Source organism: Pseudomonas sp. B20(2017) (assembly GCF_002113125.1).
GTDB lineage: Bacteria > Pseudomonadota > Gammaproteobacteria > Pseudomonadales > Pseudomonadaceae > Aquipseudomonas.
Map to the genome: position 1 here is coordinate 59,241 of NZ_NEJP01000008.1, position 25,059 is coordinate 84,299.

A 25,059-nucleotide genomic window follows, 5' to 3' on the forward strand; every position below is an offset into this window, starting at 1 on the left:
CCGATTGTTCGGGGCCTGCTCTGTGGACTGCGGTCGCTCGCAAGGGTTCTATTTTTCTTCAGAGGGCGGTTGCGGGGGCTTTGGCTCGGGTCACTCGGTCCACCAGATACACCAGACCGTGGTAGTCGATGCCGCCGTGTTGCGTCAGACCGATCTCACAGGTGCGGCTGGTGGAAATCCCTTCGCTGCACTGTTGCACCGCGTCCTTGAGCGTTCGCAGGGAGTGGCTGTTGAGCTCCGGCGTGGTGAAACCCTTGTCGCCGGCGAAACCGCAGCAGTGAATGCCTTCCGGAATCACAACCGTCTTGCTGCATTTGCGCGCGAGGTCGATCAGCGCCTGGCTTTCCCCCAGATGCTGAGTACTGCAGGTCACGTGAACGGCAATCGGAGCCTCCTGCGGCGTGAACTCGAGACGATCCATCAGATGCGTACGGATGAATCGCACAGGGTCATACAGATCAAGGCGAACATTTCCCACATCCTGCACCAGCCGCAGCGTGCAGGGGCTGGTGTCGCAATAGATCGGATCGAGCCCGCCGCGACTGGCCTGGAGCAATGCGCCGATCAGTTCCTGTCGCTTGTGTTCAGCCTGCTCTGCATAGCCTTTGGACGCGAAGGGCTGGCCGCAGCAGAGGTTGTCCAGATTGTCCGGGAACACCACCTGATACCCGGCCTTTTCCAGCAGGCCACGGGTTTTGTCGTACAGCGACATCTGCTCCTTGTCGCCCGCTGCCGGCCCCATCACTCGCGAGACGCACGCTGCCAAGTACACAACGCGCGGGCGTTCGTCCGACACGGCCGGGCTGAAGCGAATGGCTTTTTCCGGCTGCGGCATCGCGTTGGTCCACAGCGGCACCTGACCTTTGGACAACCGCGTCAGGGTCGCTGAAAGTTTCGCCAGGCGCGGTGCTCCCAACAACATCCGCGCACCGTTGGCCACGTGCAGGGTGAAACGCGCACCTTGCAGGGTGGTGGCGAAATTTCCTTCGATCAAGTTGGCGGTTTTCGTATGTGTGGCGTGACGGCCGCGCAGCTTTTTCACCAGCTCGCCGGTGTTAATGCCTACGGGGCAACGTTGCGCACACAAACCGGTCGCGGCGCAGGTATCGATCCCTTGGTACTCGTAGGCTTTTTCCAGTTCGGTGGTGTCGATTCCGGCGCGTTTTCGTGCCTGAATATCGCGCCAGATCACAATGCGCTGGCGCGGGCTCAGGGTCAGGCCTTTCGAGGGGCAGACCGGCTCGCAGAAACCGCACTCGATGCATTTATCGACAATCTCGTCAGCCGCCGGCAGCGGTTTCAGGTGCTTGAGGTGGATCTGCGGATCTTCGCTGAGCACCACGTCCGGATTGAGAATGCCGTTGGGGTCGAGCAGGCGTTTGAGCTGCCACATCAACTGATAGGCGTCGCTGCCCCACTCGAGTTCGACGAAGGGCGCCATGTTGCGTCCGGTGCCGTGTTCCGCCTTAAGCGAGCCGCCGAACTCCACGGCCACCAGTTGCGCCACGTCGTCCATGAACGCCTGATAGCGTGCGACTTCTTCCGCGCTGTTGAAACCTTGGGTGAAGACGAAGTGCAGATTGCCTTCCAGCGCGTGTCCGAAAAGGATCGCTTCGTCGTAGTGATGTTTGTCGAACAGCTCGATCAGACGGTTCACGCCGATGGCCAGTTGTTCCACCGGGAAGGTGACGTCTTCGATGATTACCGTGGTGCCGGTCTTGCGTACGGCGCCGACGGCGGGGAAGGTGTCTTTGCGGATCGCCCAGAGGCGGGCGTTTTCGACCGGGTCTTCGGTGAAGTCGACCTGTTTCTCCACCGGGAAGCCGCTGAGCGACGCCATGATCTGCGCCAGTTGTTCCTGCAGCAAAGTGGAAGAGGCGGCGCGGGATTCGATCAACAGCGCGCAGGCATTGTTCGACAGCTGCTGTACGAAAGCCGGCATGCCGGGTTTGTCCTGCACCGAGCGCAGGCTGCGGCGGTCGAGCAGTTCCACGGCGGAGACAGGTTGGCTTTTCAGCACGGTGACGGCGTTGCAGCAGGTTTCCACATCCGGGAAAACGATCAGCGCCGAGGCCTTGTTCGGGTGGTCGATCACCGTGTCGTAGGTCACTGCGCTGATGAAGCCAAGCGTGCCTTCGGAACCGACGAGCAAGTGGCTCAAGATATCCACAGGTTCATCGAAATCCACCAGGGCGTTGAGCGACAGGCCGGTGGTATTTTTCAGACGGTATTTGTGGCGGATTCTCGCGGCCAGTTCGGCATTGGCGCGGGTCTCGCGGCCCAAGGTCGCCAGACATTCCAGCAATTCACCGTGGCTGACTCGAAACGCCTCGACGCTGGCGGCATCTTCGGTGTCGAGGCGTGTGCCGTCGGCCAGCACCAGACGAATCCCGGCCAGCGTGTGATAGGTGTTTTGCGCAGTGCCGCAGCACATCCCGCTGGCGTTGTTGGCGACGATGCCACCGATTTTGCAGGCATTGATCGACGCCGGATCCGGGCCGATCTTGCGCCCGAATGGGGCCAGCCACGCGTTGGCCTGGGCACCGATCACGCCCGGTTGCAGGCGGATCTGCGTGCCTTGCCCGCGGATCTCGCGCGCGTTCCAGTTATCCCCAAGCACGATCAACACCGAATCGCTGATCGCCTGGCCGGATAGGCTGGTGCCGGCGGCGCGGAATGTCACCGGGACCTGATCTCGCTGGGCCAGTTTCAGCAGCGCCACCACTTCGTCTTCCGATTCGACGCGGATCACCAGTTGCGGAATCAACCGGTAGAAGCTGGCATCGGTGCCGAAGGCCAGGGTCGACAGCGGATCGTCGAAACGCCGTTCGGCCGGAATCAGTTGCTGCGCATCGCGCAGGAAAGTCGCCGGTAAGGTCATTGGTCCTCCAGGATCAATACCACCAGGTCTTTCGGGCCGTGGGCGCCGTAGGCCAGGACTTGTTCGATGTCGGCGGTTTTCGACGGGCCGGACACCAGCAGCGCGTTGGTCGGCATGCCTTGCGCCCACTCGAATTCCTGCTGCACCTGATAGAAGTTGTCGCGGATCTGGCTGGCCTTGAGCAGGGCGAAATGCACCGGCGGTACAAGGCTCATCAGCCGTGGTTCTGCGCGGGTTGGCCAGAGAATCAGGCTGCCGGTGGCGGCAATCGCGCCGAGGGTGCCGGTGAGGCTGGCCGGGGTGTCGTTGAACAGCTCGGCTTTCCACTCTTCCATCGGCCGGTCGTAGGATTTCAGTGCCGGCAGATCCGGATTATTCGCCCAGTGTTGTGTGATGCGCTGCCCGTGGGGCGTCGTCGGTGCGATCAGCAGGCTCGGCAACTGGCGGTCGCGCAGCAATTGCGCCAGCAGCGCCGGCCACGCATCAGCGGAGGTCAGATGGATTTCGGTGTGCACCGCTTCCATCAGTTTGCGCAGTTGCGGGATGCGTTGTTCGGCGCTGTAGGTGTAAGGCTGGGTCACCAGATCGACGTCGAAGTTGTCGGCAATCGGTGTGGTGCCGGTCAGGCTTTTCCGTAACTTGCCGAGGATATTTTGCTTGGCGCTCATCAACGGTCTCCTTGTTTGGCCAGGTGTTCGCGAGCCATGTCATGCAATGAGCGGGCAGCGGGTTTCGGCGCGCTGTGGTTCTGCGTCCAAGGGCCGACATTGTTCGGCGCCAATGCGCGCAGGCGTGTGGCAAAAAACGCAAACATTCGATACAAGGTCGGCGAGCTGTTGAGCTTCGCCCAGGCGTTCCAGATGAAGCGTTCCTTGCGCGAATATTTGCTGCCCTGGCCGCGCATCACTTGATGTGGCGAGTCGGGGGCTTTGACGTTCTCTTCGCGTAGGCGGCGCAGCAGTGCGGGAATAGGAATTTTTACCGGACACACTTCACCGCAGGCGCCGCACAACGAAGACGCACTCGGGTGATCCGGGACTTTCGCCAGGCCGACCATGTGCGGGGTGATGATTTTGCCGATCGGGCCGGGGTAAACCTCGCCGTAGGTATGGCCGCCGACGCGGGTGTAAACCGGGCAATGATTCATGCAGGCGCCACAGCGGATGCAGTTCAGTGTCTGGCGCAATTCACTGTCGGCAAACGCCTGGCTGCGACCGTTGTCGAGCAATACCAGATGCACTTCCTGCGGGCCGTCGAGTTCGTGCTCCTTGCGCGGGCCGGAGATCATGTTGACGTAAGTGGTGATCGGAATGCCCAGCGCCGAGCGGGTCAGCAATGACAGCAGCGGCACCACGTCGCGCAGGTTTTCCACGACCTTTTCGATGCCGGTGACGGCGATGTGCACCGGCGGCACGGTGGTGGTCATGCGGCCGTTGCCTTCGTTTTCCACCAGCAGCAGGGTGCCGGTTTCGGCCACGGCGAAGTTGACACCGGAAACGCCGATGTCCGCTTCGAAGAATTTCTGCCGCAGGACCCTGCGACCGATCTGAATGAGTTGGTCAACGTCCTTGGTGTATTCCACGCCAAGTTTGTCGTGGAACAAGGACGCGACCTGACCGGCATTCTTGTGGATTGCCGGCATGATTATGTGAGAAGGCTTCTCGTGGTCGAGCTGGACGATGTACTCCCCCATGTCGGACTCCAGACATTCAATGTCCCGAGCCTCGAGGAAATGGTTCATCTCCATCTCTTCGCTGACCATCGATTTGCCCTTGATCACTTGCCGCGCCTCGTGAGCGCGGATGATCGAAAGGACGATGCCATTGGCCTCGTCCACCGTTTCCGCCCAGTGCACTGTCACACCGTTGCGAGTCAGGTTCTGTTCCAGTTGCTCGAGCAGTTCGGGCAACTTGGAGAGCGCGCGGGCACGGATAGCATTGCCCAGTTCACGCAGGTGTTCTCTTTCGTGGGCATCGCTGAAAGCCGCTGCCCGCTTGGTCATCAGTGAATCCATCGCAGTGCGGAAGTTGTTCCGTAACTGCGAATCACCCAGGGCGTTGTGCGCCCGGGTGCGGAAATCTTCTTCTACGGCAACCGTAGGAATAATCGTGGAAGTGCTCATCGCGCACCTCCGGTTCGTTGCCAGAGGAAGCTCGCCAGGTGTTGCCCGCGCAGCGCTTCCTGCTGTTTTTCCAGCGAGCCGTTGATGTTCATCAAGCAGCCGCAATCGGCACTGAGTACCTGATGAGCGCCGGATTCCTTCAACGCCCGGGTCTTGTCAGCCACCATCGCGCCGGAAATGTCTGGCATACGGACGCTGAATGTCCCACCGAAGCCACAGCATTCGCTTTCATGGTCGTGATTGACCCGTTCCACGTTGCTCAACTGCGCCAACAACTCGCGGCCGTGCAGGTGGGTGTTCATTTCCCGTCGCGCCGAACACGAGGTGTGCAGCGCCACTTTCACCGGCTCGCCGCTGTCCTTGAGCTGCACCTTGCAGACGAACAGCAGAAACTCGGCCAATTCATAGGTGCGGGCCGCGAGGGCCTGAACCTGTTTCAAAGTTTCCGGCTCGTCCTTGAACAAGTCGGCGTAATGCTCGCGGATCATTCCGGCGCACGAACCCGACGGCACCACCACCGGATAGTCCCCGGCAAACAGCGCCAGTTGCGAGCGCGCTACCGTCCGTGCCTGCTCGGTGTAACCCGAGGTGTAGGCCGGTTGTCCACAGCAGCTCTGCCCTTGCGGGTAGTCGACCCGGATGCCTTCGCGTTCCAGCAAGTGGATCGCGTCCATCCCGGCTTCCGGGTAGAACAGGTCGACCACGCACGTGCCGAACAGGTAGACCCGCGACGGTTTCTCGCTGGGGTATTGCCGGGGTTCGGGCAGTGGCGGTGCGACGCGAGTGGCGTTGGGCACAGCGTTGTAAAAAAGCTCGCTCATCAGGCGTGTCTCCGGGTGGGCCCGGTTATCCGTCTGTTGAGGCTGCCGAATATAGAGCGCGTTGCTTTCAGCAGCCTTACAGACCGGGTTGTGAATTGCTGACGCCGGAATCACGAACCGGCGTCGGTTATTTCCATGTCGCTTGTAGTCTTAATGCACCAGCATGCCGGTGAACCAGTAAGCCTGAGCCAAAGTGATCAGGCCGACGATCGTGGCAAAGAATAGGCTGTGCTTGAGGGTGAAGCGGAACAGATCGGATTCCTTGCCCACCAGACCGGTCGCGGCGCAGGCCACGGCGATCGATTGTGGCGAGATCATCTTGCCGGTCACGCCGCCGCTGGTATTGGCCGCCACCAGCAGGGTGTCGTTGACCCCGATCTGGTGTGCGGTAGTCGCTTGCAGCGAACTGAACAGGGCGTTGGACGAGGTATCGGAACCGGTCAGGAACACGCCGAGCCAGCCGAGGAAAGGCGAGAAGAACGGAAATGCCGCGCCGGTTGCTGCCAGCACCAGAGCCATGGTCGAGGACATGCCGGAATAGTTGGTGACGAAGGCAAACGCCAACACCATGCCGATCGACAGGATCGGCCAGCGCAGTTCGTAGAAGGTTTCTTTCAAAGTGGTCAGACCAGTTTTGAAATTGATCTTCAGCACCAGCATCGAGATCAGCGCGGAGAAGAAAATCGCCGTGCCGGTCGCGGAGATCGGATCGAGTTTGAATACGGCCGGGATCGCTGTCGGAGCGGCGACGATCGGTGCAGTTTTGATCACCAGTTGATCGAGGTGCGGAATCGCGAAGTTGAACACCCAGGCGTACATCGAACCGCCGGCGGCGAACATGGCTTTGAAAGGCTTGAGGGTCCAGATGGTCACCAGCACGGTGAGGATCAGGAACGGCGACCACGCCTTGAAGATTTCCCCGAGGCTGGAAGGCGAAGCGACGGTGGTGCGCTTCTGACCGAAACCGCCGACGCTGGCAGTTACCACCGAAGCGGAAACAGCACCGGCAATGTGCTGGCCGGCGGCACGTTTCGGCTGCCAGACCTTCAGGAACAGGGTCAGCGAAATCAGGCTGGCCAGGGCCGACGTGATGTCCGGCAGTTCCGGTCCGATGAAGTTCGAAGTGAAGTATTGGGTGACGGCGAAGCTCAAGCCTGCGACCAGCGCCGCCGGCCAGGTTTCACGCACACCGCGCAGGCCGTCCATCATGAACACCAGCCAGAACGGCACGAACAGCGACAGCAGCGGCAACTGGCGGCCGGTCATGGCGCCGATCTTGAACGCGTCGATGCCGGTGACTTGCCCGGCCACGATGATCGGAATCCCCAGTGCGCCGAACGCAACCGGTGCGGTGTTGGCGATCAGGCACAGGCCGGCAGCGTACAGCGGGTTGAAGCCGAGTCCCACCAGCAGCGCAGCGGTAATCGCCACTGGCGCACCGAAACCTGCGGCACCTTCGAGGAATGCACCGAAGCAGAAACCGATCAGCAGCACCTGCAGACGCTGGTCATCAGTGATCGACAGCACCGAGCTGCGGATGACCTCGAACTGACCGCTCTTGACCGTCAGTTTGTACAGGAACACTGCCGCCACAATGATCCAGGCAATTGGCCACAGACCATAAGCAAAGCCGTAACCGGCAGCCGCGAACGCCATGTCGACCGGCATCTGGAACGCGAAGATCGCCACGGCGATGGCCAGGGCCAGCGTGATGCTGCCGGCTATGTGACCTTTGAGGCGGAACACCGCCAGGGCGAGGAAGAAGAACACGATGGGGATGACGGCCGCGAGTGCGGACACGCCGAGACTGCCGAGCGGGCTGTAGAGCTGTTGCCAGGTTTGCATATGGGGTGGCCCCTAATTGTTGTTGGTCAGGCACTGTCAGCGTTCTTGGTTAATTGGTAAGACCAATTTACAATCGCTGTTGGCTAGGGTAAAAGCCTTGATATCGGTGTGTCAATTTGCCGCCCTAAAACTTTTGTCGAACAACCGGACGGCGAGTCGGATTGCACCGGTTGAATTCGCGTCATCTGGCAGGTGTCGGCGCAGCGTCGATAGGCCAGAATAGAGAGCCCGGCGAGCGGTCGGGATGGTGGAGAGTTGAGTGATGGGGTTTGATCAGATACGTCAGCGCCGTTTGTCTGATGACATTGTCGAGCGGCTGGAAGGGATGATTCTCGAGGGCACGTTGAAGTCTGGCGAACGTCTGCCGGCCGAGCGAGTGCTGGCGGAACAGTTCGGCGTTTCCCGGCCCTCGTTGCGCGAGGCGATTCAGAAGCTGGCGGCCAAGGGTTTGCTGGTCAGCAAACAGGGCGGCGGCAACTATGTCGTGGAAAGCCTCGGTTCGACGTTCAGCGATCCGCTGCTGCAATTGCTGGAAAGCAATCCCGAGGCGCAGCGTGATCTGCTGGAATTTCGCCACACGCTGGAGGCATCGTGCGCCTATTACGCAGCATTGCGCGCCACGGATGTGGACCGCGAGCGGCTGACGGCTGCGTTTGAAGAGTTACAGGACTGCTATTCGCGTCACGACGAAGTGAGCCGGGCGGAAGAGGGCGCGGCGGATGCGAAATTCCACCTGGCGATTGCCGAAGCCAGTCATAACGCGGTGTTGCTGCACACCATTCGCGGGCTGTTCGATCTGCTCAAGCGCAACGTGGTGACCAACATCGGTGGCATGTACAAGCAGCGCATGGAAACCCGCGACATGCTGATCACGCAGCATCGGGAATTGTATCTGGCGATTATCGAGGGGCGCGCGGAACAGGCGCGTGAGGTGTCCAGCCGACACATTCTGTATGTGCAGGAAGTGCTGGAAGAGGTGCGTCAGGAAGTGCAACGCATGGCTCGCGCCGAGCGACGCAAAGGGATGTAGGCATGACCGTTCCCATGCCGGGCGCGGGAACGGTCATCAGGGCAGAAGATTCAGTCTTCCTTGCCCTTGTTGCGCACCGCACGCTGCAACTCGCGACCGGCGTCACGTTCGCGTTCGGTATCACGCTTGTCGTATTCCTTCTTCCCCTTGCCCAGTGCGATCTCGCACTTGACCATGTGCTTGCTCCAGTACCAGGAGAGGCACACGCAGGCGTAACCCTTCTGCTGCACGGCGGCGGCGAGCTTGTCCAGCTCGCGGCGGTTGAGCAGCAACTTGCGGGTACGCACCGGGTCGGCAATGACGTGGGTGCTGGCGGTCATCAGAGGCGTGATGTGGCTGCCGAGCAACCAGGCTTCGCCATCCTTGAGCAATACGTAACTGTCGACCAGTTGCAGTTTGCTTGCCCGCAGACTTTTTACTTCCCAGCCGGCCAGGACCAGACCAGCCTCGAACTTGTGCTCGATGAAGTAATCGTGTCGCGCCTTTTTGTTTTGCGCGATGGTCCCTGTTGGGTGTTTCTTCTGTTTAGCCATAGGGGCGGCATTATATGGAGATAAACGGCTGTCGGCTACGGTGATGCTGCGTGCTTGAGCAGGTTGAGTGAATCCCGGACAATGCGGCCTCTTTTTCTAACGCTTGGGCGTGATAAACGATGTCGACAGACAAGGTTTCTGTCCACGGCAGTTGGGCTAGCCGCTGGGTTTTCATATTCGCCGCGACCGGTTCGGCCGTGGGACTGGGCAGCATCTGGAAATTCCCCTACATGGTCGGGGTCTACGGTGGCGGCGCCTTCGTGCTGATGTTTCTGGCGTGTATCGCGCTGATCGGCATCCCGGTGATGCTCGCTGAAACCCTGATCGGCCGCCGTGCCCGTCAGAGTCCGGCGAATGCCCTGAAGGTGCTGGCGCGGGAAGCCGGGCACTCGGGCAAGTGGTCGTGGGGCGCGTTCGCCGGGATGATCACGGCGTTGCTGATCCTGTCTTTCTATAGTGTCGTCGGCGGCTGGTCGCTGGATTACATCATTGATATGGGGCGCGGGGATTTCCAGGGCGCGACGGCCGATCAGGTCGGGGCGTACTTCGGTAATGTCATCGCCGATCCGTGGCGCATCGCGCTGTGGCACACGGTTTTCATGCTGTTGTCGGCGGTGGTGATCGCCAAAGGCGTCGTTGCCGGGCTCGAACGCAGCCTTCGGATCATGATGCCGCTGCTGTTCGTGATGGTGCTGGTGCTGCTGGGTTACAGCATGACCACCGGGCATTTCATGGAGGGCGTGCATTTCATGTTCGACTTCCACCCGGAAAAAGTCCTCGACGGCCTGCTGCCGGCCATGGGTCACGCGTTCTTCTCGCTGAGCGTGGGCGTGGGCTCGATCATGATCTACGGCGCCTATATGACCAAGGAAGCCTCGCTGTCCGGCACGGTCGTGGGGGTGGCGCTGCTCGATACTTTTGTTTCGCTGGTGGCCGGCCTGGCCTTATTTCCGATTGTGTTCGCCGGTGGTTTGAACCCGAGCGAAGGCCCGGGGCTGATGTTCGTCAGCCTGCCATTTGCTTTCGGTAACGTGCTGTTCGGCCAGTTGATGGGCGTGGTGTTCTTTGTTCTGGTGGCCATTGCGGCCTGGAGTTCGGCGATTTCCCTGCTGGAGCCGATGGTCGCCTATCTGGTCGAGCGGACTAAAATCAGTCGTGCCTGGGTGACATTCTGGTTGGCGTTCACCTGCTGGTTTGTCGGTCTGGGCACGGTGTTTTCCTTCAACATCTGGAAGGAAGCCAAATTTTTCGTGAACGATGGTGGGGTGTTCCATCTCTACCAATGGGGCGCGGCCGGTGGTCTGGACTTCTTTGGTGTGATCGACTTCTTCACCTCGCGGATCATGTTGCCGCTCGGCGGGCTGTGCTTCGTGCTGTTTGCCGGTTGGGTGATGGGGCGTGAAGCGGTGCGTGACGAATTGTCGATTCGCAGTCCGGCGCTGTTCGCCCTGTCTCTGTTCTTGATGCGCTATGTGGCGCCCATCGGCATTCTTGTAGTGTTTGCCGCCCAGCTCTGGAAGTGACGCTTACATGACGACACATATTCAACGATCGGCGCTGCTGCCTTACCCGGCGCAATTTCTCTACGACCTGGTCAATGACGTGGCGCGTTACCCGGAATTTCTGCCGTGGTGCTCCTCTGCTGAGGTTCTGGAAAGCTCGCCTGAACACATGCGCGCCAGTGTCGGCGTGGCCAAGGGCGGCCTCAGTCAGCACTTTGTGACGCGTAACACGCTGGTGCCGGGGCAGTCGATCGAGATGAATCTGGAGGAAGGTCCGTTCAATCAGCTGCACGGCGTCTGGGTGTTCAAGGCGCTGAACGAGAAGGCCTGCAAGATCAGTCTGGATCTGTCCTTCGACTACGCCGGGCCGCTGGTCCGCGCGACGCTCGGCCCTCTGTTCAATCAGGCGGCCAATACGCTGGTGGACGCGTTCTGCCAGCGCGCCAAGCAGATGCATGGTTGAGCCGGTGATCGAAATAGAAGTGGTGTATGCCGCCGTTGATCGTCAGATTTTGCGTGTAATCAGTGTTGCTGAGGGTACGACAGTGCGTGCGGCGCTGATGGCGTCCGGGATTGATGCCGAATTTCCGGAGCTGGATCTGCAGAGCTGCCCCTTGGGGGTCTTTGGCAAAGTGATCGCTGATCCGGATACTCGACAGGTTCAGGAGGGCGATCGCATCGAGATCTATCGACCGCTGTTGGCAGATCCGAAAGAAGTGCGCCGTCTGCGTGCCGCCAAAGCCGCCGAGGCCAAGGCGCGAAATCAGTAGGCTGGCCAAACGGCAGGCAATAAAAAACCCGGAATGTCCGGGTTTTTTATTGCGTCGCAAATTATTGCGGCGAGGTGTCCAGCGGTTCTGGCGTTGGAACCGGAACAGTTTCCACACCATCGACGTCCTTCTGGATCTGATCCAGCAAGGAGCCTGGCTTGGCCGGTTTTTCCGGTTTTGGCTGCTCGACGTTCTCGGCAGGAGCGGTCACGCTGGTTCCACTGTCCTTGCCGAGAATGGCTTCGTCACGGCTGACGCCTGGCATGAAGTCACCGGACAGGGCGGCAAGGCGGTCATTCGAGTCGAAAATGACACTCACGCGTTCCTGCTGGCGTTCACCGCCACCCGGTTGCAGGCTGTACAGATAATCCCAGCGATTGGCATGGAACGTGTCGGCAAGCAGAGGGTTGCCCATGATAAACCGTACTTGCGGCCGGGTCATTCCCGGGCGTAACTGGTCTATCATGTCCTGCGTGACGACATTGCCCTGCTGGATGTCGATTTTGTAAACCCCGGGGAATGAACAACCGGCGAGTGCGAGCAGTCCCACAAAGGTGAAACTGGTTAGCAAGAGCTTGGTGTTTTGCATCGGTGGGCGACTTCCACTATCTTGGCTGGGACAACGTAAACGCCGATCATACCCGCATTAAGAGAAGCTGCGAAGCAGCATCGCGAGAAAGCTGACCATGGTTGAAAATAGCGAACTACGCAAAGCCGGCCTCAAAGTGACCCTGCCACGGGTCAAGATCCTGCAAATGCTCGACTCTACCGAGCAGCGTCACATGAGTGCCGAGGACGTCTACAAGGCGTTGATGGAAGCTGGCGAGGACGTCGGTCTGGCCACGGTTTACCGTGTACTGACCCAGTTCGAAGCGGCTGGCCTCGTGGTCCGTCACAACTTCGACGGCGGCCACGCGGTATTCGAATTGGCCGACAGTGGCCACCACGACCATATGGTCAACGTGGACTCCGGCGAGGTTGTCGAATTCGTCAGCCCGGAAATCGAGAAGCTTCAGAAGGCAATCGCCGAGGAGCATGGTTTTGATCTGGTGGATCACAACCTGGTGCTGTACGTACGCAAGAAAAAGTAAGCATGTCGCGCGAATTTCAGGTTCGCGAAACGAGCGAAGGCGACCCAAGGGTCGCCTTCGTGCTTTCTGCGGTTATTAAACCTTTGCGGTAACGACCATCTTTTTCGCGTGCGCCAAAGACTCTTTGGTCAGATCGATGCCGCCAAGCATCCGCGCGACTTCTTCTATACGGTCATTCTTGCTCAGCTTCGAAACGGCCGTGTGAGTCGCCTGTTCGCCTCGCACCTTGTGCACGAACAGATGCTGATGCCCCTGGGCCGCGACTTGCGGCAAGTGCGTGACCGTCAGTACCTGTCCGCGATCCCCGAGGCGGCGCAGCAACTGGCCGACGATTTCGGCTGTCGGACCGCCAATCCCCACGTCCACTTCGTCGAACACCAGCGTCGGTACGCGAGAGGTCTGGGCGGTAATCACCTGGATGGCCAGGCTGATCCGTGACAGTTCACCGCCGGACGCCACTTTGGCCAGGGCCTTCAGTGGTTGACCCGGGTTGGCGCTGACCAGCAGCTCGACTTGCTCCAGGCCATTGGGTTGCAGCTCGCTGCTGTTGTTGGCGCGCAATTCGATGGTGAAGCGACCGCCGGGCATGCCCAGGCGTTGAATCTCCTGCTCCACCGCGCTTGCCAGGCTGCCGGCCGCCTGATGACGCAGCTCGCTCAGCTCCCGGGCCTTTTCCTGATAGTGGCGGGCATAGGACGCGAGTTCTTCGGCGAGGCGTTCGATGGATTCATCGTTGGCGTCGAGGGCTTCGATTTGGTCGAGCAGCTTCTGCTGCATCTCCGCCACTTCCGTCGGCTGAATGCGGTGTTTGCGTGCCAGCGTGTAGATCGAGTCCAGACGTTCTTCCAGATATTGCAGACGCGCCGGATCGGCATCGAAGTTGTCGAGAAAACGATTGAGCTCGCCGACGGCTTCTTCGACCTGGATCTGCGCACTGGTCAGCAGGCTACTCGCCTCACCCAGCGCACCCACCGAATTGTTCACGCTCGACAGCCGGTTGAGGCTGGCCGTCAGGGCATTCAACACGTTTCCGGAATCGCTTTCACTGCATTGCTCGACCACTTGCCGGCAAATGCCGAGCAGGGTTTCGGCGTTGGTCAGGTTTTTGTGTTCCTGCTCCAGTTCTTCCAGCTCGTTTTCGCCGAGGCCGAGGTTTTCCAGTTCTTCGAGCTGGTAGCTGAGCAGTTGATGGCGCGCGCGCTGTTCGTCGCCGGAGTTGGAAAGACGTTCCAGCTCCTGACGGGTCTGACGCCAGCGCTGGGCGGCGAGGTGAACCTGGCGCGCCAGGTCGGTAGCCCCGGCGTACTCGTCGAGCAGGCGTCGGTGGGTATCGGTCTTGAGCAGGGATTGGTGTTCGTGCTGGCTGTGGATATCGATCAGCAGCTCGCCGAGCGCCTTGAGGTCGCCGAGCGGGCAGGGCGTGCCATTTATATAGCCGCGTGAGCGACCTTCGGAAGTGATGACCCGGCGCAGGATGCACGGGCCGTCGATTTCCAGGTCGCGTTCCGCCAGCCAGGCGCTGGCCTCGGGGATGTCGGCTAGATCGAAGGTCGCCAGGATATCGGCCTTGTCGGCGCCCGGTCGAACCACGCCGCTGTCGGCGCGATCACCGAGCGTCAGGCCCAGGGCGTCGAGCATGATCGACTTGCCGGCGCCGGTTTCCCCGGTAATCACGCTCATACCGCGATCGAGTTCGAGATCGAGATGTTCAACGATGGCGTAGTTGTGTACGGACAGGTGCACCAGCATAAAGGCCGCTCCCAGGCTTCAGGTCTGGTTATTTATACAGTGTTTTGTTTCGGGCTGACAATGCCCTCGCTCGGTTCGATGGGAATGATCCGATCAAATGCCTGTCGCGCCCTGGAATGACAATGCAGCACTTTTTTGTAGGGTTAATCGTTGTCAGCCCTTGAAGCCTGATTTTGCGGCCCCATATACCGGGGCAGAAGCGCGAATCGAACTCGCGGACGATATTGAAAGGAGAATTCTATGGCTGACGAACAGACAGTAGATACGCAAAATCCAGAAGCCAATCAGGCGCCCGAGGCTTCGGGTGATGACCTGGCGACCCGTGTACAAGTGCTCGAAGAGCAATTGGCCGCCGCGCAGGATCAATCGCTGCGCGTAGCTGCCGATCTGCAGAACGTCCGCCGCCGTGCCGAGCAGGATGTCGAAAAGGCGCACAAGTTTGCGCTGGAAAAATTCGCCGGCGACCTGCTGCCGATCGTCGACAGCCTGGAGCGCGGCCTCGAGCTGTCGAGTCCGGACGACGAAAGCATCCGTCCGATGCGCGAAGGCATCGAGCTGACCCTGAAAATGTTTCAGGACACCCTCAAGCGCTATCAGCTTGTAGCTGTCAGCCCGCAGGAAGGCGAGCCGTTCAACGCCGTGGAACATCAGGCGATGGCCATGCAGGAAAGTGCTGACCTGGAACCGAACAGTGTTCTGAAAGTGTTCCAGAAGGGCTATCAGCTCAATGGCCGCCTGCTGCGTCCGGCGATGGTTGTGGTCAGCAAGGCGCCGGCGCCAGTTTCGCCTTCGATTGACGAGAAGGCTTGAAATTAGCCGCAAGGCCCCCATTTACAAGTCAAGCGTTTAAGTATTACCGCAGTTAGCCACCACTGCTGCGGCAACCAAATCCAAAGTTTCGGGAGAGTGAACATGGGCAAAATTATCGGTATCGACCTGGGGACTACCAACTCCTGCGTCTCCGTGCTGGAAAACGGCGTAGCCAAAGTTATTGAAAACGCCGAAGGCGCGCGTACCACGCCGTCGATCATCGCTTACGCCAACGATGGCGAAATCCTGGTCGGCCAGTCCGCCAAGCGTCAGGCTGTGACCAACCCGCACAACACACTGTTCGCGGTGAAGCGCCTGATCGGCCGCCGCTTCGACGAAGAAGTCGTGCAGAAAGACATCAAGCTGGTGCCTTACAAGATCGTCAAGGCCAACAATGGTGACGCTTGGGTCGAGGCCTCCGGCAAGCAGATGGCTCCGCCGCAAATCAGCGCCGAAGTCCTGAAGAAGATGAAGAAGACCGCCGAAGACTACCTCGGCGAAGCAGTGACCGAAGCGGTGATCACCGTTCCGGCCTACTTCAACGACAGCCAGCGTCAGGCGACCAAAGACGCCGGTCGCATCGCCGGTCTGGACGTAAAACGTATCATCAACGAACCAACCGCAGCTGCGCTGGCTTACGGTATGGACAAGGCCAAGGGCGATCACACCGTGATCGTTTACGACCTGGGTGGCGGTACTTTCGACGTTTCCGTGATCGAAATCGCTGAAGTTGACGGCGAGCACCAGTTCGAAGTACTGGCCACCAACGGTGACACCTTCCTGGGTGGTGAAGACTTCGACATGCGTCTGATCGACTACCTCGTCGACGAGTTCAAGAAAGAGTCCGGCATGGACCTGAAGAACGATCCTCTGGCCCTGCAGCGTCTGAAAGAAGCCGCTGAGAAAGCCAAGATCGAACTGTCTTCTTCGCAGTCGACCGACGTCAACCTGCCGTACATCACAGCAGATGCGACCGGTCCTAAGCACCTGAACGTGAAGATCTCTCGTGCCAAGCTCGAGTCGCTGGTCGAAGATCTGGTAAACCGTACTATCGAGCCATGCCGCATCGCTCTGAAGGATGCCGGTATCGACGCCAGCAAAATTGACGACGTGATTCTGGTCGGTGGCCAGACTCGTATGCCTCTGGTGCAGAAGGCAGTTACCGATTTCTTCGGTAAAGAAGCACGTAAAGACGTGAACCCGGACGAAGCCGTTGCCATGGGTGCAGCCATCCAGGGCGCCGTTCTGGCCGGTGACGTGAAAGACGTTCTGCTGCTCGACGTCAGCCCGCTGACCCTGGGTATCGAAACCATGGGTGGCGTGATGACCGCGCTGATCGAGAAAAACACCACGATTCCTACCAAGAAATCGCAAGTGTTCTCGACTGCCGACGACAACCAGGGCGCTGTGACCATCCACGTCCTGCAAGGCGAGCGCAAGCAAGCCGCACAGAACAAGTCTCTGGGCAAGTTCGATCTGGCCGACATTCCACCAGCTCCACGTGGCGTGCCGCAGATCGAAGTGACCTTCGACATCGACGCCAACGGCATCCTGCACGTAGGTGCGAAGGACAAGGCGACTGGCAAAGAGCAGAAGATCACCATCAAGGCCAACTCTGGTCTGTCGGATGAAGAAATCCAGAAGATGGTGCGCGACGCCGAGCTGAACGCCGAGGAAGACCGCAAGTTCGAAGAGCTGGCCGCTGCCCGCAACCAGGGTGATGCACTGGTTCACTCGACTCGCAAGATGATCGCTGACGCTGGCGACAAAGTGACTGCAGAAGAGAAGACTGCAATCGAAGCAGCCGTGGTTGCCCTGGAAGCTGCCGTAAAAGGCGACGACAAGGCTGCCATCGACGCCAAGGTTGAAGAGCTGTCGAAAGTCTCCGCACCGGTTGCCCAGAAGATGTACGCCGAACAGGCTCAGCCTGCCGAAGGCGCGGCGCAGCACGATGAGAAAGCTGAAAAGGCTGACGATGTCGTCGATGCCGAGTTCGAAGAAGTAAAAGACCACAAGTAAGTTGTTGGTCGCCCGGTTGACTGCCTTGCGGCGGTGACTGGTAGGATGTCGCCGCGCGGGAGCTTGCTCCCGCGTTGGCGTATCTGGAATACGCGAATTTTTACAGCATGCGACAAGCTTCGTGTGTTGGCGGTATGGCCGGGAATGCTCCTGCTTTTCGCGCTGCAAATACCGCATGAACCAAAGACCAGGATCGTTGAATTGACGTGAGTTGGGTCCGGGCCTGTATTGGGGCTCAACGAGTTTGGCGAAGCTCAGGAGGGGTTTGCCGAACGTCCTCAAGAGTATGAAGAACTTATGGCAAAGCGTGACTATTACGAAGTGTTGGGTGTTGAGCGCAGCTCAAGCGAAGCAGACCTGAAAAAGGCCTATCGCCGTTTGGCAATGAAGCATCACCCGGACCGTAATCCCGGTGACAAAGCGTCGGAAGATCTGTTCAAAGAGGCCAACGAAGCCTACGAAGTGCTCTCCGATTCAAGCAAGCGTGCAGCGTACGACCAGTACGGTCATGCCGGCGTCGACCCGAGCATGGGCGGCGGTGGTGCGGGCTTCGGCGGTCAGAACTTCTCCGACATCTTCGGTGATGTCTTCAGTGATTTCTTCGGTGGCGGTCGCGGCGGTTCCCGTGGTGGCGCACAGCGTGGCAGCGATTTGCGCTACACCCTGGAGCTGAACCTGGAAGAAGCGGTGCGCGGCACGACTGTGAATATCCGCGTTCCGACATTGGTCAACTGCAAGCCATGCGATGGTTCGGGCGCCAAGAAAGGTTCGTCGCCGTCGACTTGTCCGACTTGCGGCGGCATCGGCCAGGTGCGCATGCAGCAAGGTTTCTTCTCGGTACAGCAGACCTGCCCGCGCTGTCATGGCCAGGGCAAGATCATTTCCGACCCGTGCGATTCCTGCCACGGCGACGGTCGCGTCGAAGAATACAAAACCCTCTCCGTCAAAGTGCCGGCCGGTGTCGACACTGGTGACCGCATCCGTCTGTCCGGCGAAGGCGAGGCGGGTACTCAGGGTGGTCCGACCGGCGACCTGTACGTCGTGATCAACGTCCGCGAACACGACATCTTCCAGCGTGACGGCAAGCACCTGTTCTGCGAAGTGCCGATCAGCTTCGTCGATGCAGCCCTGGGCGGCGAGCTGGAAATTCCGACCCTCGACGGTCGCGTCAAACTGAAGATTCCGGAAGGGACTCAGACCGGCAAGCAGTTCCGCGTACGCGGCAAGGGTGTTGCGCCGGTACGTGGCGGTGGTGCGGGCGATCTGATGTGCCGTGTGGCAGTCGAAACGCCGGTCAATCTGAATCGTCGTCAGCGTGAACTGCTGGAAGAGTTCCGCAGTTCCCTGGCGGATGACAACAGTCACTCGCCGAAAACCACTGGTTGGTTCGATGGTGTGAAACGCTTCTTCGGCGATCTGTAAGGAGTCGGCATGCGACGTATAGCTGTGATGGGCGCTGCCGGGCGCATGGGCAAGATTCTGGTCGAGGCCGTGCAGCAGCGCGCGCCACTGACCGGATTGACGGCCGCGATTGTCCGCCCTGGCAGTACGCTGATCGGTGTGGATGCCGGTGAGCTGGCTTCGCTCGGTCGAATCGGCGTGCCGCTGTCCGGGAATCTGGAATCGGTGGCGGAAGAGTTCGATGTCTTGATCGACTTCACCCTGCCGGAAGTGATGCTGAAAAATCTGGCCTTCTGCCGCAAGGCGGGCAAGGCGATGGTGATCGGCACGACTGGGCTGGACGCTGCGCAGAAGCAGCTGCTGGCCGAGGCGGGCAAGGATATTCCGATCGTCTTCGCTGCCAACTTCAGTGTCGGCGTCAACCTGTCGCTGAAGCTGCTTGACATGGCGGCGCGGGTGTTGGCGGAAGATGCGGACATCGAAATCATCGAAGCTCATCACCGGCACAAGATCGATGCGCCGTCGGGCACGGCCCTGCGCATGGGTGAGGTGATTGCCAATGCGCTGGATCGTGATCTGCAGAAAGTCGCGGTCTATGGTCGTGAAGGCCACACCGGTGCCCGTAAGCGTGAAACCATTGGTTTCGCCACTGTTCGTGGTGGTGATGTGGTGGGCGATCACACCGTGCTGTTTGCCTGTGAGGGCGAGCGACTGGAGATCACGCACAAGGCTTCAAGTCGCATGACGTTCGCCAAGGGCGCGGTACGTGCGGCGTTGTGGCTGGATGCTCGTGAGCCTGGTTTGTACGACATGCAGGACGTGCTCTACCTGCATTGAGATGTTCTGAAGCCGGCGCAAACGCCCTGTTTGTGCCGGTTTTACTCCGCCAAGCGACGCCTTGTCGCATTCTCCGGCCTTTCGGCCTCATTGGCGGTAGACCAAAAAAGCCTTTTTCTGTAAGCTACAGCTTTAGTGTGTCCACTAAAAGCGCGCAGAATAATTCAGTGAAGAAGCGGGGTGACGTGTCCATACGTCACTCCGCTTTTTTACAACCTGCGATTGCCCTTTCATGCGTTATTTACGGGAGGTCTTCTTGACTAAGCCAGCCATACTCGCCCTTGCTGATGGCAGCATTTTTCGCGGCGAAGCCATTGGAGCCGACGGTCAGACCGTTGGTGAGGTGGTGTTCAACACCGCAATGACCGGCTATCAGGAAATCCTTACCGATCCTTCCTACGCCCAACAGATCGTTACCCTGACTTACCCGCACATCGGCAACACCGGCACCACGCCGGAAGATGCCGAGTCCGATCGCGTCTGGTCCGCTGGCCTGGTCATCCGTGACCTGCCGCTGGTAGCGAGCAACTGGCGTAACACGATGTCCCTGTCCGATTACCTGAAATCCAACAATGTTGTGGCAATCGCCGGTATCGACACCCGCCGCCTGACCCGCATCCTGCGTGAAAAAGGCGCACAGAACGGCTGCATCATGGCTGGCGACAACATCTCCGAAGAAGCGGCCATCGCTGCGGCGCAAGGCTTCCCGGGCCTGAAGGGCATGGACCTGGCGAAAGTCGTCAGCACCAAGACCCAATACGAATGGCGCTCCACTGTCTGGGATTTGAAAACCGACAGCCACGCGACCATCGAAGCCTCCGAGCTGCCTTATCACGTGGTTGCCTACGACTACGGCGTCAAGGTCAACATCCTGCGCATGCTGGTCGAACGCGGCTGCCGTGTGACCGTGGTGCCGGCGCAAACCCCGGCGGCCGACGTGCTGGCTCTGAAACCGGACGGCGTGTTCCTGTCCAACGGCCCTGGTGATCCGGAGCCTTGCGACTACGCGATCAAGGCAATCAAGGAAGTGTTGGAAACCGAAATTCCGGTCTTCGGCATCTGCCTCGGCCACCAGCTGCTGGCTCTGGCCTCCGGCGCCAAGACCCTGAAAATGGGCCACGGCCACCACGGTGCCAACCACCCGGTTCAGGATCTGGACACTGGCGTCGTGATGATCACCAGCCAGAACCACGGTTTCGCGGTTGACGAAGAGACCCTGCCAGCCAACGTCCGCGCGATCCACAAGTCGCTGTTCGACGGCACCCTGCAAGGTATCGAGCGCACCGACAAGAGCGCGTTCAGCTTCCAGGGTCACCCTGAAGCGAGTCCGGGCCCGAACGATGTGGCCCCACTGTTTGACCGCTTCATCAACGAGATGGCCAAGCGACGCTAGGCGCTCGCCTTGAGACTGTAGCGAGAAGCCCCTCGAGGGCGGCCCCGGAACCGGCGGCCCCCTCGGGACTTCAGAAATCGATCAAGACGGCTTGCCGACTGACCTGCGGATTTGAGTGACAAACCCATGCCAAAACGTACAGACATTAAAAGCATCCTGATTCTCGGCGCTGGCCCGATCGTTATCGGCCAGGCCTGCGAATTCGACTACTCCGGCGCCCAGGCCTGTAAGGCCCTGCGCGAAGAGGGTTACCGCGTCATCCTGGTGAACTCCAACCCGGCCACCATCATGACCGACCCGGACATGGCCGACGCGACCTACATCGAGCCGATCAAGTGGCAGACCGTTGCCAAAATCATCGAGAAAGAGCGCCCGGATGCCGTGCTGCCAACCATGGGTGGCCAGACTGCTCTGAACTGCGCTCTGGACCTGGAGCGCGAAGGCGTTCTGGAGAAGTTCGGCGTAGAGATGATCGGCGCCAACGCCGACACCATCGACAAGGCTGAAGACCGTTCGCGTTTCGACAAGGCGATGAAAGCCATCGGCCTGGAATGCCCGCGTTCCGGTATCGCCCACAGCATGGAAGAAGCCAACGCCGTCCTCGAGCGCCTGGGCTTCCCGTGCATCATCCGTCCGTCCTTCACCATGGGCGGAACCGGTGGCGGTATCGCTTACAACCGTGAAGAGTTCGAAGAAATCTGCGCCCGTGGTCTGGACCTGTCGCCAACCAAAGAGCTGCTGATCGACGAATCGCTGATCGGCTGGAAAGAATATGAGATGGAAGTTGTCCGCGACAAAAAGGACAACTGCATCATCGTCTGCTCGATCGAAAACTTCGACCCGATGGGCGTGCACACCGGTGACTCGATCACGGTTGCCCCGGCCCAGACCCTGACCGACAAGGAATACCAGATCCTGCGTAACGCCTCGCTGGCAGTGCTGCGCGAGATCGGCGTCGAGACCGGCGGTTCCAACGTTCAGTTCGGTATCTGCCCGGACACCGGCCGTATGGTCGTGATCGAGATGAACCCACGCGTATCCCGCTCGTCGGCTCTGGCCTCGAAAGCCACCGGCTTCCCGATCGCCAAGATCGCGGCCAAGCTGGCCGTCGGTTACACCCTCGACGAACTGCAGAACGACATCACCGGCGGTCGTACCCCGGCGTCCTTCGAGCCGTCCATCGACTACGTCGTGACCAAGCTGCCGCGCTTCGCCTTCGAGAAGTTCGCCAACGCTGACGCGCGCCTGACCACTCAGATGAAGTCGGTCGGTGAAGTCATGGCCATCGGCCGTACCTTCCAGGAATCCCTGCAGAAAGCCCTGCGCGGTCTGGAAGTGGGTGTTTGCGGTCTGGACGAGAAAGTCGACCTGAGCAACCCGGAAAGCATGAGTGTGCTCAAGCGCGAACTGACCGTGCCTGGCGCCGAGCGTATCTGGTACGTGGCGGACGCCTTCCGCGCCGGCATGACCGTCGAAGAAATCTTCGGCATGAACATGATCGATCCGTGGTTCCTGGTACAGATCGAAGATCTGATCAAGGATGAAGAGAAGGTCAAGACCCTTGGTCTGTCTGCTATCGATCGCGACCTGATGTTCAAGCTCAAGCGCAAAGGTTTCTCCGACCAGCGTCTGGCCAAGCTGCTGGGCGTCACCGAGAAGAACCTGCGCACTCACCGCCACAAGCTGGAAGTGTTCCCGGTCTACAAGCGCGTCGACACCTGCGCGGCCGAGTTCGCTACCGACACCGCCTACCTGTACTCGACCTACGAGGAAGAGTGCGAAGCTGCACCGTCCGGTCGCGACAAGATCATCATCCTCGGCGGCGGCCCTAACCGTATCGGTCAAGGCATCGAGTTTGACTACTGCTGCGTACACGCGGCACTGGCGCTGCGCAAAGACGGTTACGAGACCATCATGGTCAACTGCAACCCGGAAACCGTATCGACCGACTACGACACGTCCGACCGTCTGTACTTCGAACCAGTGACCCTGGAAGACGTGCTGGAAATCGTCCGCGTCGAGAAGCCGAAAGGTGTGATCGTCCAGTACGGTGGCCAGACGCCTCTGAAACTGGCTCGCGCCCTGGAAGCGGCCGGTGTGCCGATCATCGGCACCAGCCCTGACGCCATCGACCGTGCGGAAGACCGTGAGCGCTTCCAGCAAATGGTTGAGCGTCTGAATCTGCGCCAGCCGCCAAACGCCACCGTGCGCAGCGAAGATGAAGCCGTTCGCGCTGCCGCGAAGATCGGTTACCCGCTGGTGGTGCGTCCGTCCTATGTACTGGGCGGCCGGGCGATGGAAATCGTCTACAAGGAAGAAGAACTCAAGCGTTACCTGCGTGATGCGGTGCAAGTGTCGAACGACAGCCCGGTGCTGCTCGACCACTTCCTCAACTGCGCCATCGAGATGGACGTGGATGCGGTCTGCGACGGCAAGGATGTAGTGATCGGCGCGATCATGCAGCACATCGAACAGGCGGGCGTTCACTCCGGTGACTCCGCGTGCTCGCTGCCTCCGTACTCGCTGCCGGCGCACATCCAGGACGAGATGCGCGAACAGGTCAAGAAAATGGCCCTGGAGCTGGGCGTGGTCGGCCTGATGAACGTTCAGTTGGCGCTGCAAGGCGAAGACATCTACGTCATCGAAGTCAACCCGCGTGCTTCCCGTACCGTACCGTTCGTGTCGAAGTGCATCGGTGTTTCCCTGGCGATGATCGCGGCCCGCGTCATGGCCGGTAAAACCCTGAAGGAAATCGGCTTCACCAAGGAAATCATCCCGAACTTCTACAGCGTGAAAGAGGCGGTGTTCCCGTTCGCCAAATTCCCTGGCGTTGACCCGATCCTCGGCCCGGAGATGAAGTCCACCGGTGAAGTGATGGGTGTCGGCGACACTTTCGGCGAAGCCTTTGCGAAAGCCCAGATGGGCGCCAGCGAAGTGCTGCCGACCGGCGGTACCGCATTCATCAGCGTACGTGATGATGACAAGCCGCTGGTTGCAGGCGTAGCCCGTGATCTGATCAACTTGGGCTTCGAAGTCGTCGCCACTGCCGGCACTGCCAAGCTGATCGAAGCCGCAGGTCTGAAAGTGCGTCGCGTGAACAAGGTGACCGAGGGTCGTCCGCACGTGGTCGACATGATCAAGAATGACGAAGTCACCCTGATCATCAATACCACCGAAGGTCGCCAGTCGATCGCCGATTCCTATTCCATTCGCCGTAACGCCTTGCAGCACAAGATTTACTGCACCACCACCATTGCTGCTGGCGAAGCTATCTGTGAAGCGCTGAAGTTCGGTCCCGAGAAGACCGTGCGCCGCTTGCAGGATCTACACGCAGGATTGAAGGCATGAATAAATACCCAATGACCGTCCAGGGCTCCAAGGCCCTGGAAGAAGAGCATGCTCACCTGACCAAGGTCGTTCGTCCGAAGCTCAGCCAGGACATCGGTACGGCCCGCGAGTTGGGTGACTTGAAAGAAAACGCTGAATACCATGCCGCGCGCGAACAGCAAGGCATGGTCGAGGCGCGGATCCGTGATATCGAAGGTCGCCTGCAGAACGCGGTGATCATCGACGTGACGACCATTCCGCACACCGGCAAAGTGATTTTCGGCACTACCGTCGAAATCGCCAACGTCGAGACTGATGAAAGCGTGACTTACCAGATCGTGGGTGAGGATGAGGCGGACATCAAACTCGGCAAGATTTCGGTCGGCTCACCAATCGCTCGCGCCTTGATCGCCAAGGAAGAGGGCGATACGGTCGTTGTGAAAACGCCAGGTGGCGATATCGAGTACGAGATTGTCGAAGTCAAACACATCTGACGCGATACTCCGGGCGCCCTCCATTGAGGCCATCCTTTGGCAGCTGTCCCAGGTTTTCTGGGTCGGCGGCCTTTGGGTGTTTCACGTCGGCCTGGTGCCGGCGCTGAAAGTCAGTGGGCTGGCACCCTTGCTGGTTGAAGACATCTCTGTGCAGATCGATCGCTGGCTGATCGGTGTTGCGGCGCTGGGGGTGTTGACGCAGTTGGTGGTGCTGGCGAGGGTTGCCGGAATATCGGCATGGTGGCGGGCGTTCAGTGGTCAGATACTGTTGGTCGGCCTGGCGGCCTGCTTTGGCTATTACACGCTGCGCTACGGGATGTCTGTCGGCGAGCGCTGGCAGATGTTCTGTTTCGTGGTGCTGGGGATCAGCGGAATCGTGCTGGTAGCGCAGTCCGTGCCGGTCAGGGTGCGTGAATCGCACCGCTGACCGGATC

General features: G+C 59.8%; 21 protein-coding genes. 13 read left to right on the forward strand and 8 right to left on the reverse strand.

Annotation, left to right across the window (positions count from 1 at the left end; genetic code table 11):
* Positions 1 to 58: 58 nt before the first annotated feature.
* The 5 genes from CAF63_RS13595 to CAF63_RS13615 all read right to left on the reverse strand — a co-directional run bounded on the left by CAF63_RS13595 (position 59) and on the right by CAF63_RS13615 (position 7,669).
* Entirely contained in the window at positions 59 to 2,881 is a 2,823-nt protein-coding gene (locus CAF63_RS13595) for an FAD-binding and (Fe-S)-binding domain-containing protein (RefSeq protein WP_085685577.1), read from the reverse strand.
* Positions 2,878 to 3,549 carry a lactate utilization protein gene (locus CAF63_RS13600; RefSeq protein ID WP_085685579.1) on the reverse strand — a complete coding sequence of 224 codons (672 nt, stop codon included), beginning with the start codon at positions 3,547 to 3,549 and terminating at the stop codon, positions 2,878 to 2,880. The genes CAF63_RS13595 and CAF63_RS13600 overlap by 4 nt, the downstream gene beginning before the upstream one ends.
* Positions 3,549 to 5,003, reverse strand: a complete 1,455-nt coding sequence (locus CAF63_RS13605; protein ID WP_085685581.1) for a LutB/LldF family L-lactate oxidation iron-sulfur protein — start codon at positions 5,001 to 5,003, stop codon at positions 3,549 to 3,551. The genes CAF63_RS13600 and CAF63_RS13605 overlap by 1 nt, the downstream gene beginning before the upstream one ends.
* Positions 5,000 to 5,824, reverse strand: coding sequence for a (Fe-S)-binding protein (locus tag CAF63_RS13610; protein ID WP_039769136.1), 825 nt, complete (start codon positions 5,822 to 5,824; stop codon positions 5,000 to 5,002). The genes CAF63_RS13605 and CAF63_RS13610 overlap by 4 nt, the downstream gene beginning before the upstream one ends.
* Positions 5,825 to 5,974: 150 nt before the next feature.
* Positions 5,975 to 7,669: a lactate permease LctP family transporter gene (locus CAF63_RS13615; RefSeq protein ID WP_085685583.1), complete on the reverse strand. Its 1,695-nt coding sequence runs from the start codon at positions 7,667 to 7,669 to the stop codon at positions 5,975 to 5,977.
* 262 nt (positions 7,670 to 7,931) lie between these two features.
* On the opposite strand from CAF63_RS13615, the gene CAF63_RS13620 reads away from it, so the two are divergent.
* Positions 7,932 to 8,699 carry an FCD domain-containing protein gene (locus CAF63_RS13620; protein WP_085685585.1) on the forward strand — a complete coding sequence of 256 codons (768 nt, stop codon included), beginning with the start codon at positions 7,932 to 7,934 and terminating at the stop codon, positions 8,697 to 8,699.
* A gap of 50 nt (positions 8,700 to 8,749) precedes the next feature.
* Here the strand turns inward: CAF63_RS13620 and smpB are convergent, their stop codons facing one another.
* Positions 8,750 to 9,232, reverse strand: a complete 483-nt coding sequence (gene smpB / locus CAF63_RS13625) for an SsrA-binding protein SmpB (protein WP_007953781.1) — start codon at positions 9,230 to 9,232, stop codon at positions 8,750 to 8,752.
* A gap of 119 nt (positions 9,233 to 9,351) precedes the next feature.
* Here smpB and CAF63_RS13630 point away from each other — a divergent pair, with 119 nt between their 5' ends.
* From CAF63_RS13630 to CAF63_RS13640, 3 genes are read left to right on the forward strand one after another with little or no spacing between them, the layout of a single operon-like run.
* Positions 9,352 to 10,755 (forward strand): sodium-dependent transporter, encoded by a 1,404-nt coding sequence (locus CAF63_RS13630; RefSeq protein WP_085685587.1) that lies wholly within the window; start codon positions 9,352 to 9,354, stop codon positions 10,753 to 10,755.
* Positions 10,756 to 10,762: 7 nt separating this feature from the next.
* Complete coding sequence (locus CAF63_RS13635) at positions 10,763 to 11,197, forward strand: type II toxin-antitoxin system RatA family toxin (protein ID WP_003221509.1); 435 nt, start codon at positions 10,763 to 10,765, stop codon at positions 11,195 to 11,197.
* Positions 11,190 to 11,504 (forward strand): RnfH family protein, encoded by a 315-nt coding sequence (locus CAF63_RS13640; protein WP_085685589.1) that lies wholly within the window; start codon positions 11,190 to 11,192, stop codon positions 11,502 to 11,504. Before CAF63_RS13635 ends, CAF63_RS13640 begins: the two co-directional genes overlap by 8 nt.
* Positions 11,505 to 11,565: 61 nt before the next feature.
* Here the strand turns inward: CAF63_RS13640 and CAF63_RS13645 are convergent, their stop codons facing one another.
* Positions 11,566 to 12,093 (reverse strand): outer membrane protein assembly factor BamE, encoded by a 528-nt coding sequence (locus CAF63_RS13645; RefSeq protein ID WP_085685591.1) that lies wholly within the window; start codon positions 12,091 to 12,093, stop codon positions 11,566 to 11,568.
* A gap of 97 nt (positions 12,094 to 12,190) precedes the next feature.
* On the opposite strand from CAF63_RS13645, the gene fur reads away from it, so the two are divergent.
* Entirely contained in the window at positions 12,191 to 12,595 is a 405-nt protein-coding gene (gene fur / locus CAF63_RS13650) for a ferric iron uptake transcriptional regulator (protein WP_085685593.1), read from the forward strand.
* 75 nt (positions 12,596 to 12,670) lie between these two features.
* On the opposite strand, the gene recN is transcribed toward fur, so the two are convergent.
* Positions 12,671 to 14,344 carry a DNA repair protein RecN gene (gene recN, locus CAF63_RS13655; RefSeq protein WP_085685595.1) on the reverse strand — a complete coding sequence of 558 codons (1,674 nt, stop codon included), beginning with the start codon at positions 14,342 to 14,344 and terminating at the stop codon, positions 12,671 to 12,673.
* Between the two features lie 240 nt (positions 14,345 to 14,584).
* Between recN and grpE the strand changes: the two genes are divergently transcribed.
* The 8 genes from grpE to CAF63_RS13695 all read left to right on the forward strand — a co-directional run bounded on the left by grpE (position 14,585) and on the right by CAF63_RS13695 (position 25,052).
* The gene (grpE, locus tag CAF63_RS13660) at positions 14,585 to 15,154 is read left to right on the forward strand and encodes a nucleotide exchange factor GrpE (protein WP_085685597.1); all 570 of its coding nucleotides are present in this window, start codon (positions 14,585 to 14,587) and stop codon (positions 15,152 to 15,154) included.
* Positions 15,155 to 15,256: 102 nt separating this feature from the next.
* Positions 15,257 to 17,173 (forward strand): molecular chaperone DnaK, encoded by a 1,917-nt coding sequence (gene dnaK / locus CAF63_RS13665; RefSeq protein WP_085685599.1) that lies wholly within the window; start codon positions 15,257 to 15,259, stop codon positions 17,171 to 17,173.
* 297 nt (positions 17,174 to 17,470) lie between these two features.
* Positions 17,471 to 18,595 (forward strand): molecular chaperone DnaJ, encoded by a 1,125-nt coding sequence (gene dnaJ / locus CAF63_RS13670; RefSeq protein ID WP_085685602.1) that lies wholly within the window; start codon positions 17,471 to 17,473, stop codon positions 18,593 to 18,595.
* 9 nt (positions 18,596 to 18,604) lie between these two features.
* On the forward strand, positions 18,605 to 19,411 hold the full coding sequence (dapB, locus tag CAF63_RS13675) for a 4-hydroxy-tetrahydrodipicolinate reductase (RefSeq protein WP_085685604.1): 807 nt from the start codon (positions 18,605 to 18,607) through the stop codon (positions 19,409 to 19,411).
* A gap of 256 nt (positions 19,412 to 19,667) precedes the next feature.
* Positions 19,668 to 20,804: a glutamine-hydrolyzing carbamoyl-phosphate synthase small subunit gene (gene carA, locus CAF63_RS13680; RefSeq protein WP_085685606.1), complete on the forward strand. Its 1,137-nt coding sequence runs from the start codon at positions 19,668 to 19,670 to the stop codon at positions 20,802 to 20,804.
* 126 nt (positions 20,805 to 20,930) lie between these two features.
* Positions 20,931 to 24,152 (forward strand): carbamoyl-phosphate synthase large subunit, encoded by a 3,222-nt coding sequence (carB, locus tag CAF63_RS13685; protein ID WP_085685608.1) that lies wholly within the window; start codon positions 20,931 to 20,933, stop codon positions 24,150 to 24,152.
* A complete protein-coding gene (greA, locus tag CAF63_RS13690) occupies positions 24,149 to 24,625 on the forward strand; it encodes a transcription elongation factor GreA (RefSeq protein WP_085685610.1) in 477 nt (158 codons plus the stop codon). The genes carB and greA overlap by 4 nt, the downstream gene beginning before the upstream one ends.
* Positions 24,603 to 25,052 (forward strand): MFS transporter, encoded by a 450-nt coding sequence (locus CAF63_RS13695; RefSeq protein WP_085685612.1) that lies wholly within the window; start codon positions 24,603 to 24,605, stop codon positions 25,050 to 25,052. Before greA ends, CAF63_RS13695 begins: the two co-directional genes overlap by 23 nt.
* Positions 25,053 to 25,059 lie beyond the last annotated feature (7 nt).

Bases quoted from the DNA above. Each gene is read 5' to 3' on its own strand.
- CAF63_RS13595 (WP_085685577.1), bottom strand. From the start codon at position 2,881: ATGACCTTACCGGCGACTTTCCTGCGCGATGCGCAGCAACTGATTCCG.
- CAF63_RS13600 (WP_085685579.1), bottom strand. From the start codon at position 3,549: ATGAGCGCCAAGCAAAATATCCTCGGCAAGTTACGGAAAAGCCTGACC.
- CAF63_RS13605 (WP_085685581.1), bottom strand. From the start codon at position 5,003: ATGAGCACTTCCACGATTATTCCTACGGTTGCCGTAGAAGAAGATTTC.
- CAF63_RS13610 (WP_039769136.1), bottom strand. From the start codon at position 5,824: ATGAGCGAGCTTTTTTACAACGCTGTGCCCAACGCCACTCGCGTCGCA.
- CAF63_RS13615 (WP_085685583.1), bottom strand. From the start codon at position 7,669: ATGCAAACCTGGCAACAGCTCTACAGCCCGCTCGGCAGTCTCGGCGTG.
- CAF63_RS13620 (WP_085685585.1), top strand. From the start codon at position 7,932: ATGGGGTTTGATCAGATACGTCAGCGCCGTTTGTCTGATGACATTGTC.
- smpB (WP_007953781.1), bottom strand. From the start codon at position 9,232: ATGGCTAAACAGAAGAAACACCCAACAGGGACCATCGCGCAAAACAAA.
- CAF63_RS13630 (WP_085685587.1), top strand. From the start codon at position 9,352: ATGTCGACAGACAAGGTTTCTGTCCACGGCAGTTGGGCTAGCCGCTGG.
- CAF63_RS13635 (WP_003221509.1), top strand. From the start codon at position 10,763: ATGACGACACATATTCAACGATCGGCGCTGCTGCCTTACCCGGCGCAA.
- CAF63_RS13640 (WP_085685589.1), top strand. From the start codon at position 11,190: ATGGTTGAGCCGGTGATCGAAATAGAAGTGGTGTATGCCGCCGTTGAT.
- CAF63_RS13645 (WP_085685591.1), bottom strand. From the start codon at position 12,093: ATGCAAAACACCAAGCTCTTGCTAACCAGTTTCACCTTTGTGGGACTG.
- fur (WP_085685593.1), top strand. From the start codon at position 12,191: ATGGTTGAAAATAGCGAACTACGCAAAGCCGGCCTCAAAGTGACCCTG.
- recN (WP_085685595.1), bottom strand. From the start codon at position 14,344: ATGCTGGTGCACCTGTCCGTACACAACTACGCCATCGTTGAACATCTC.
- grpE (WP_085685597.1), top strand. From the start codon at position 14,585: ATGGCTGACGAACAGACAGTAGATACGCAAAATCCAGAAGCCAATCAG.
- dnaK (WP_085685599.1), top strand. From the start codon at position 15,257: ATGGGCAAAATTATCGGTATCGACCTGGGGACTACCAACTCCTGCGTC.
- dnaJ (WP_085685602.1), top strand. From the start codon at position 17,471: ATGGCAAAGCGTGACTATTACGAAGTGTTGGGTGTTGAGCGCAGCTCA.
- dapB (WP_085685604.1), top strand. From the start codon at position 18,605: ATGCGACGTATAGCTGTGATGGGCGCTGCCGGGCGCATGGGCAAGATT.
- carB (WP_085685608.1), top strand. From the start codon at position 20,931: ATGCCAAAACGTACAGACATTAAAAGCATCCTGATTCTCGGCGCTGGC.
- greA (WP_085685610.1), top strand. From the start codon at position 24,149: ATGAATAAATACCCAATGACCGTCCAGGGCTCCAAGGCCCTGGAAGAA.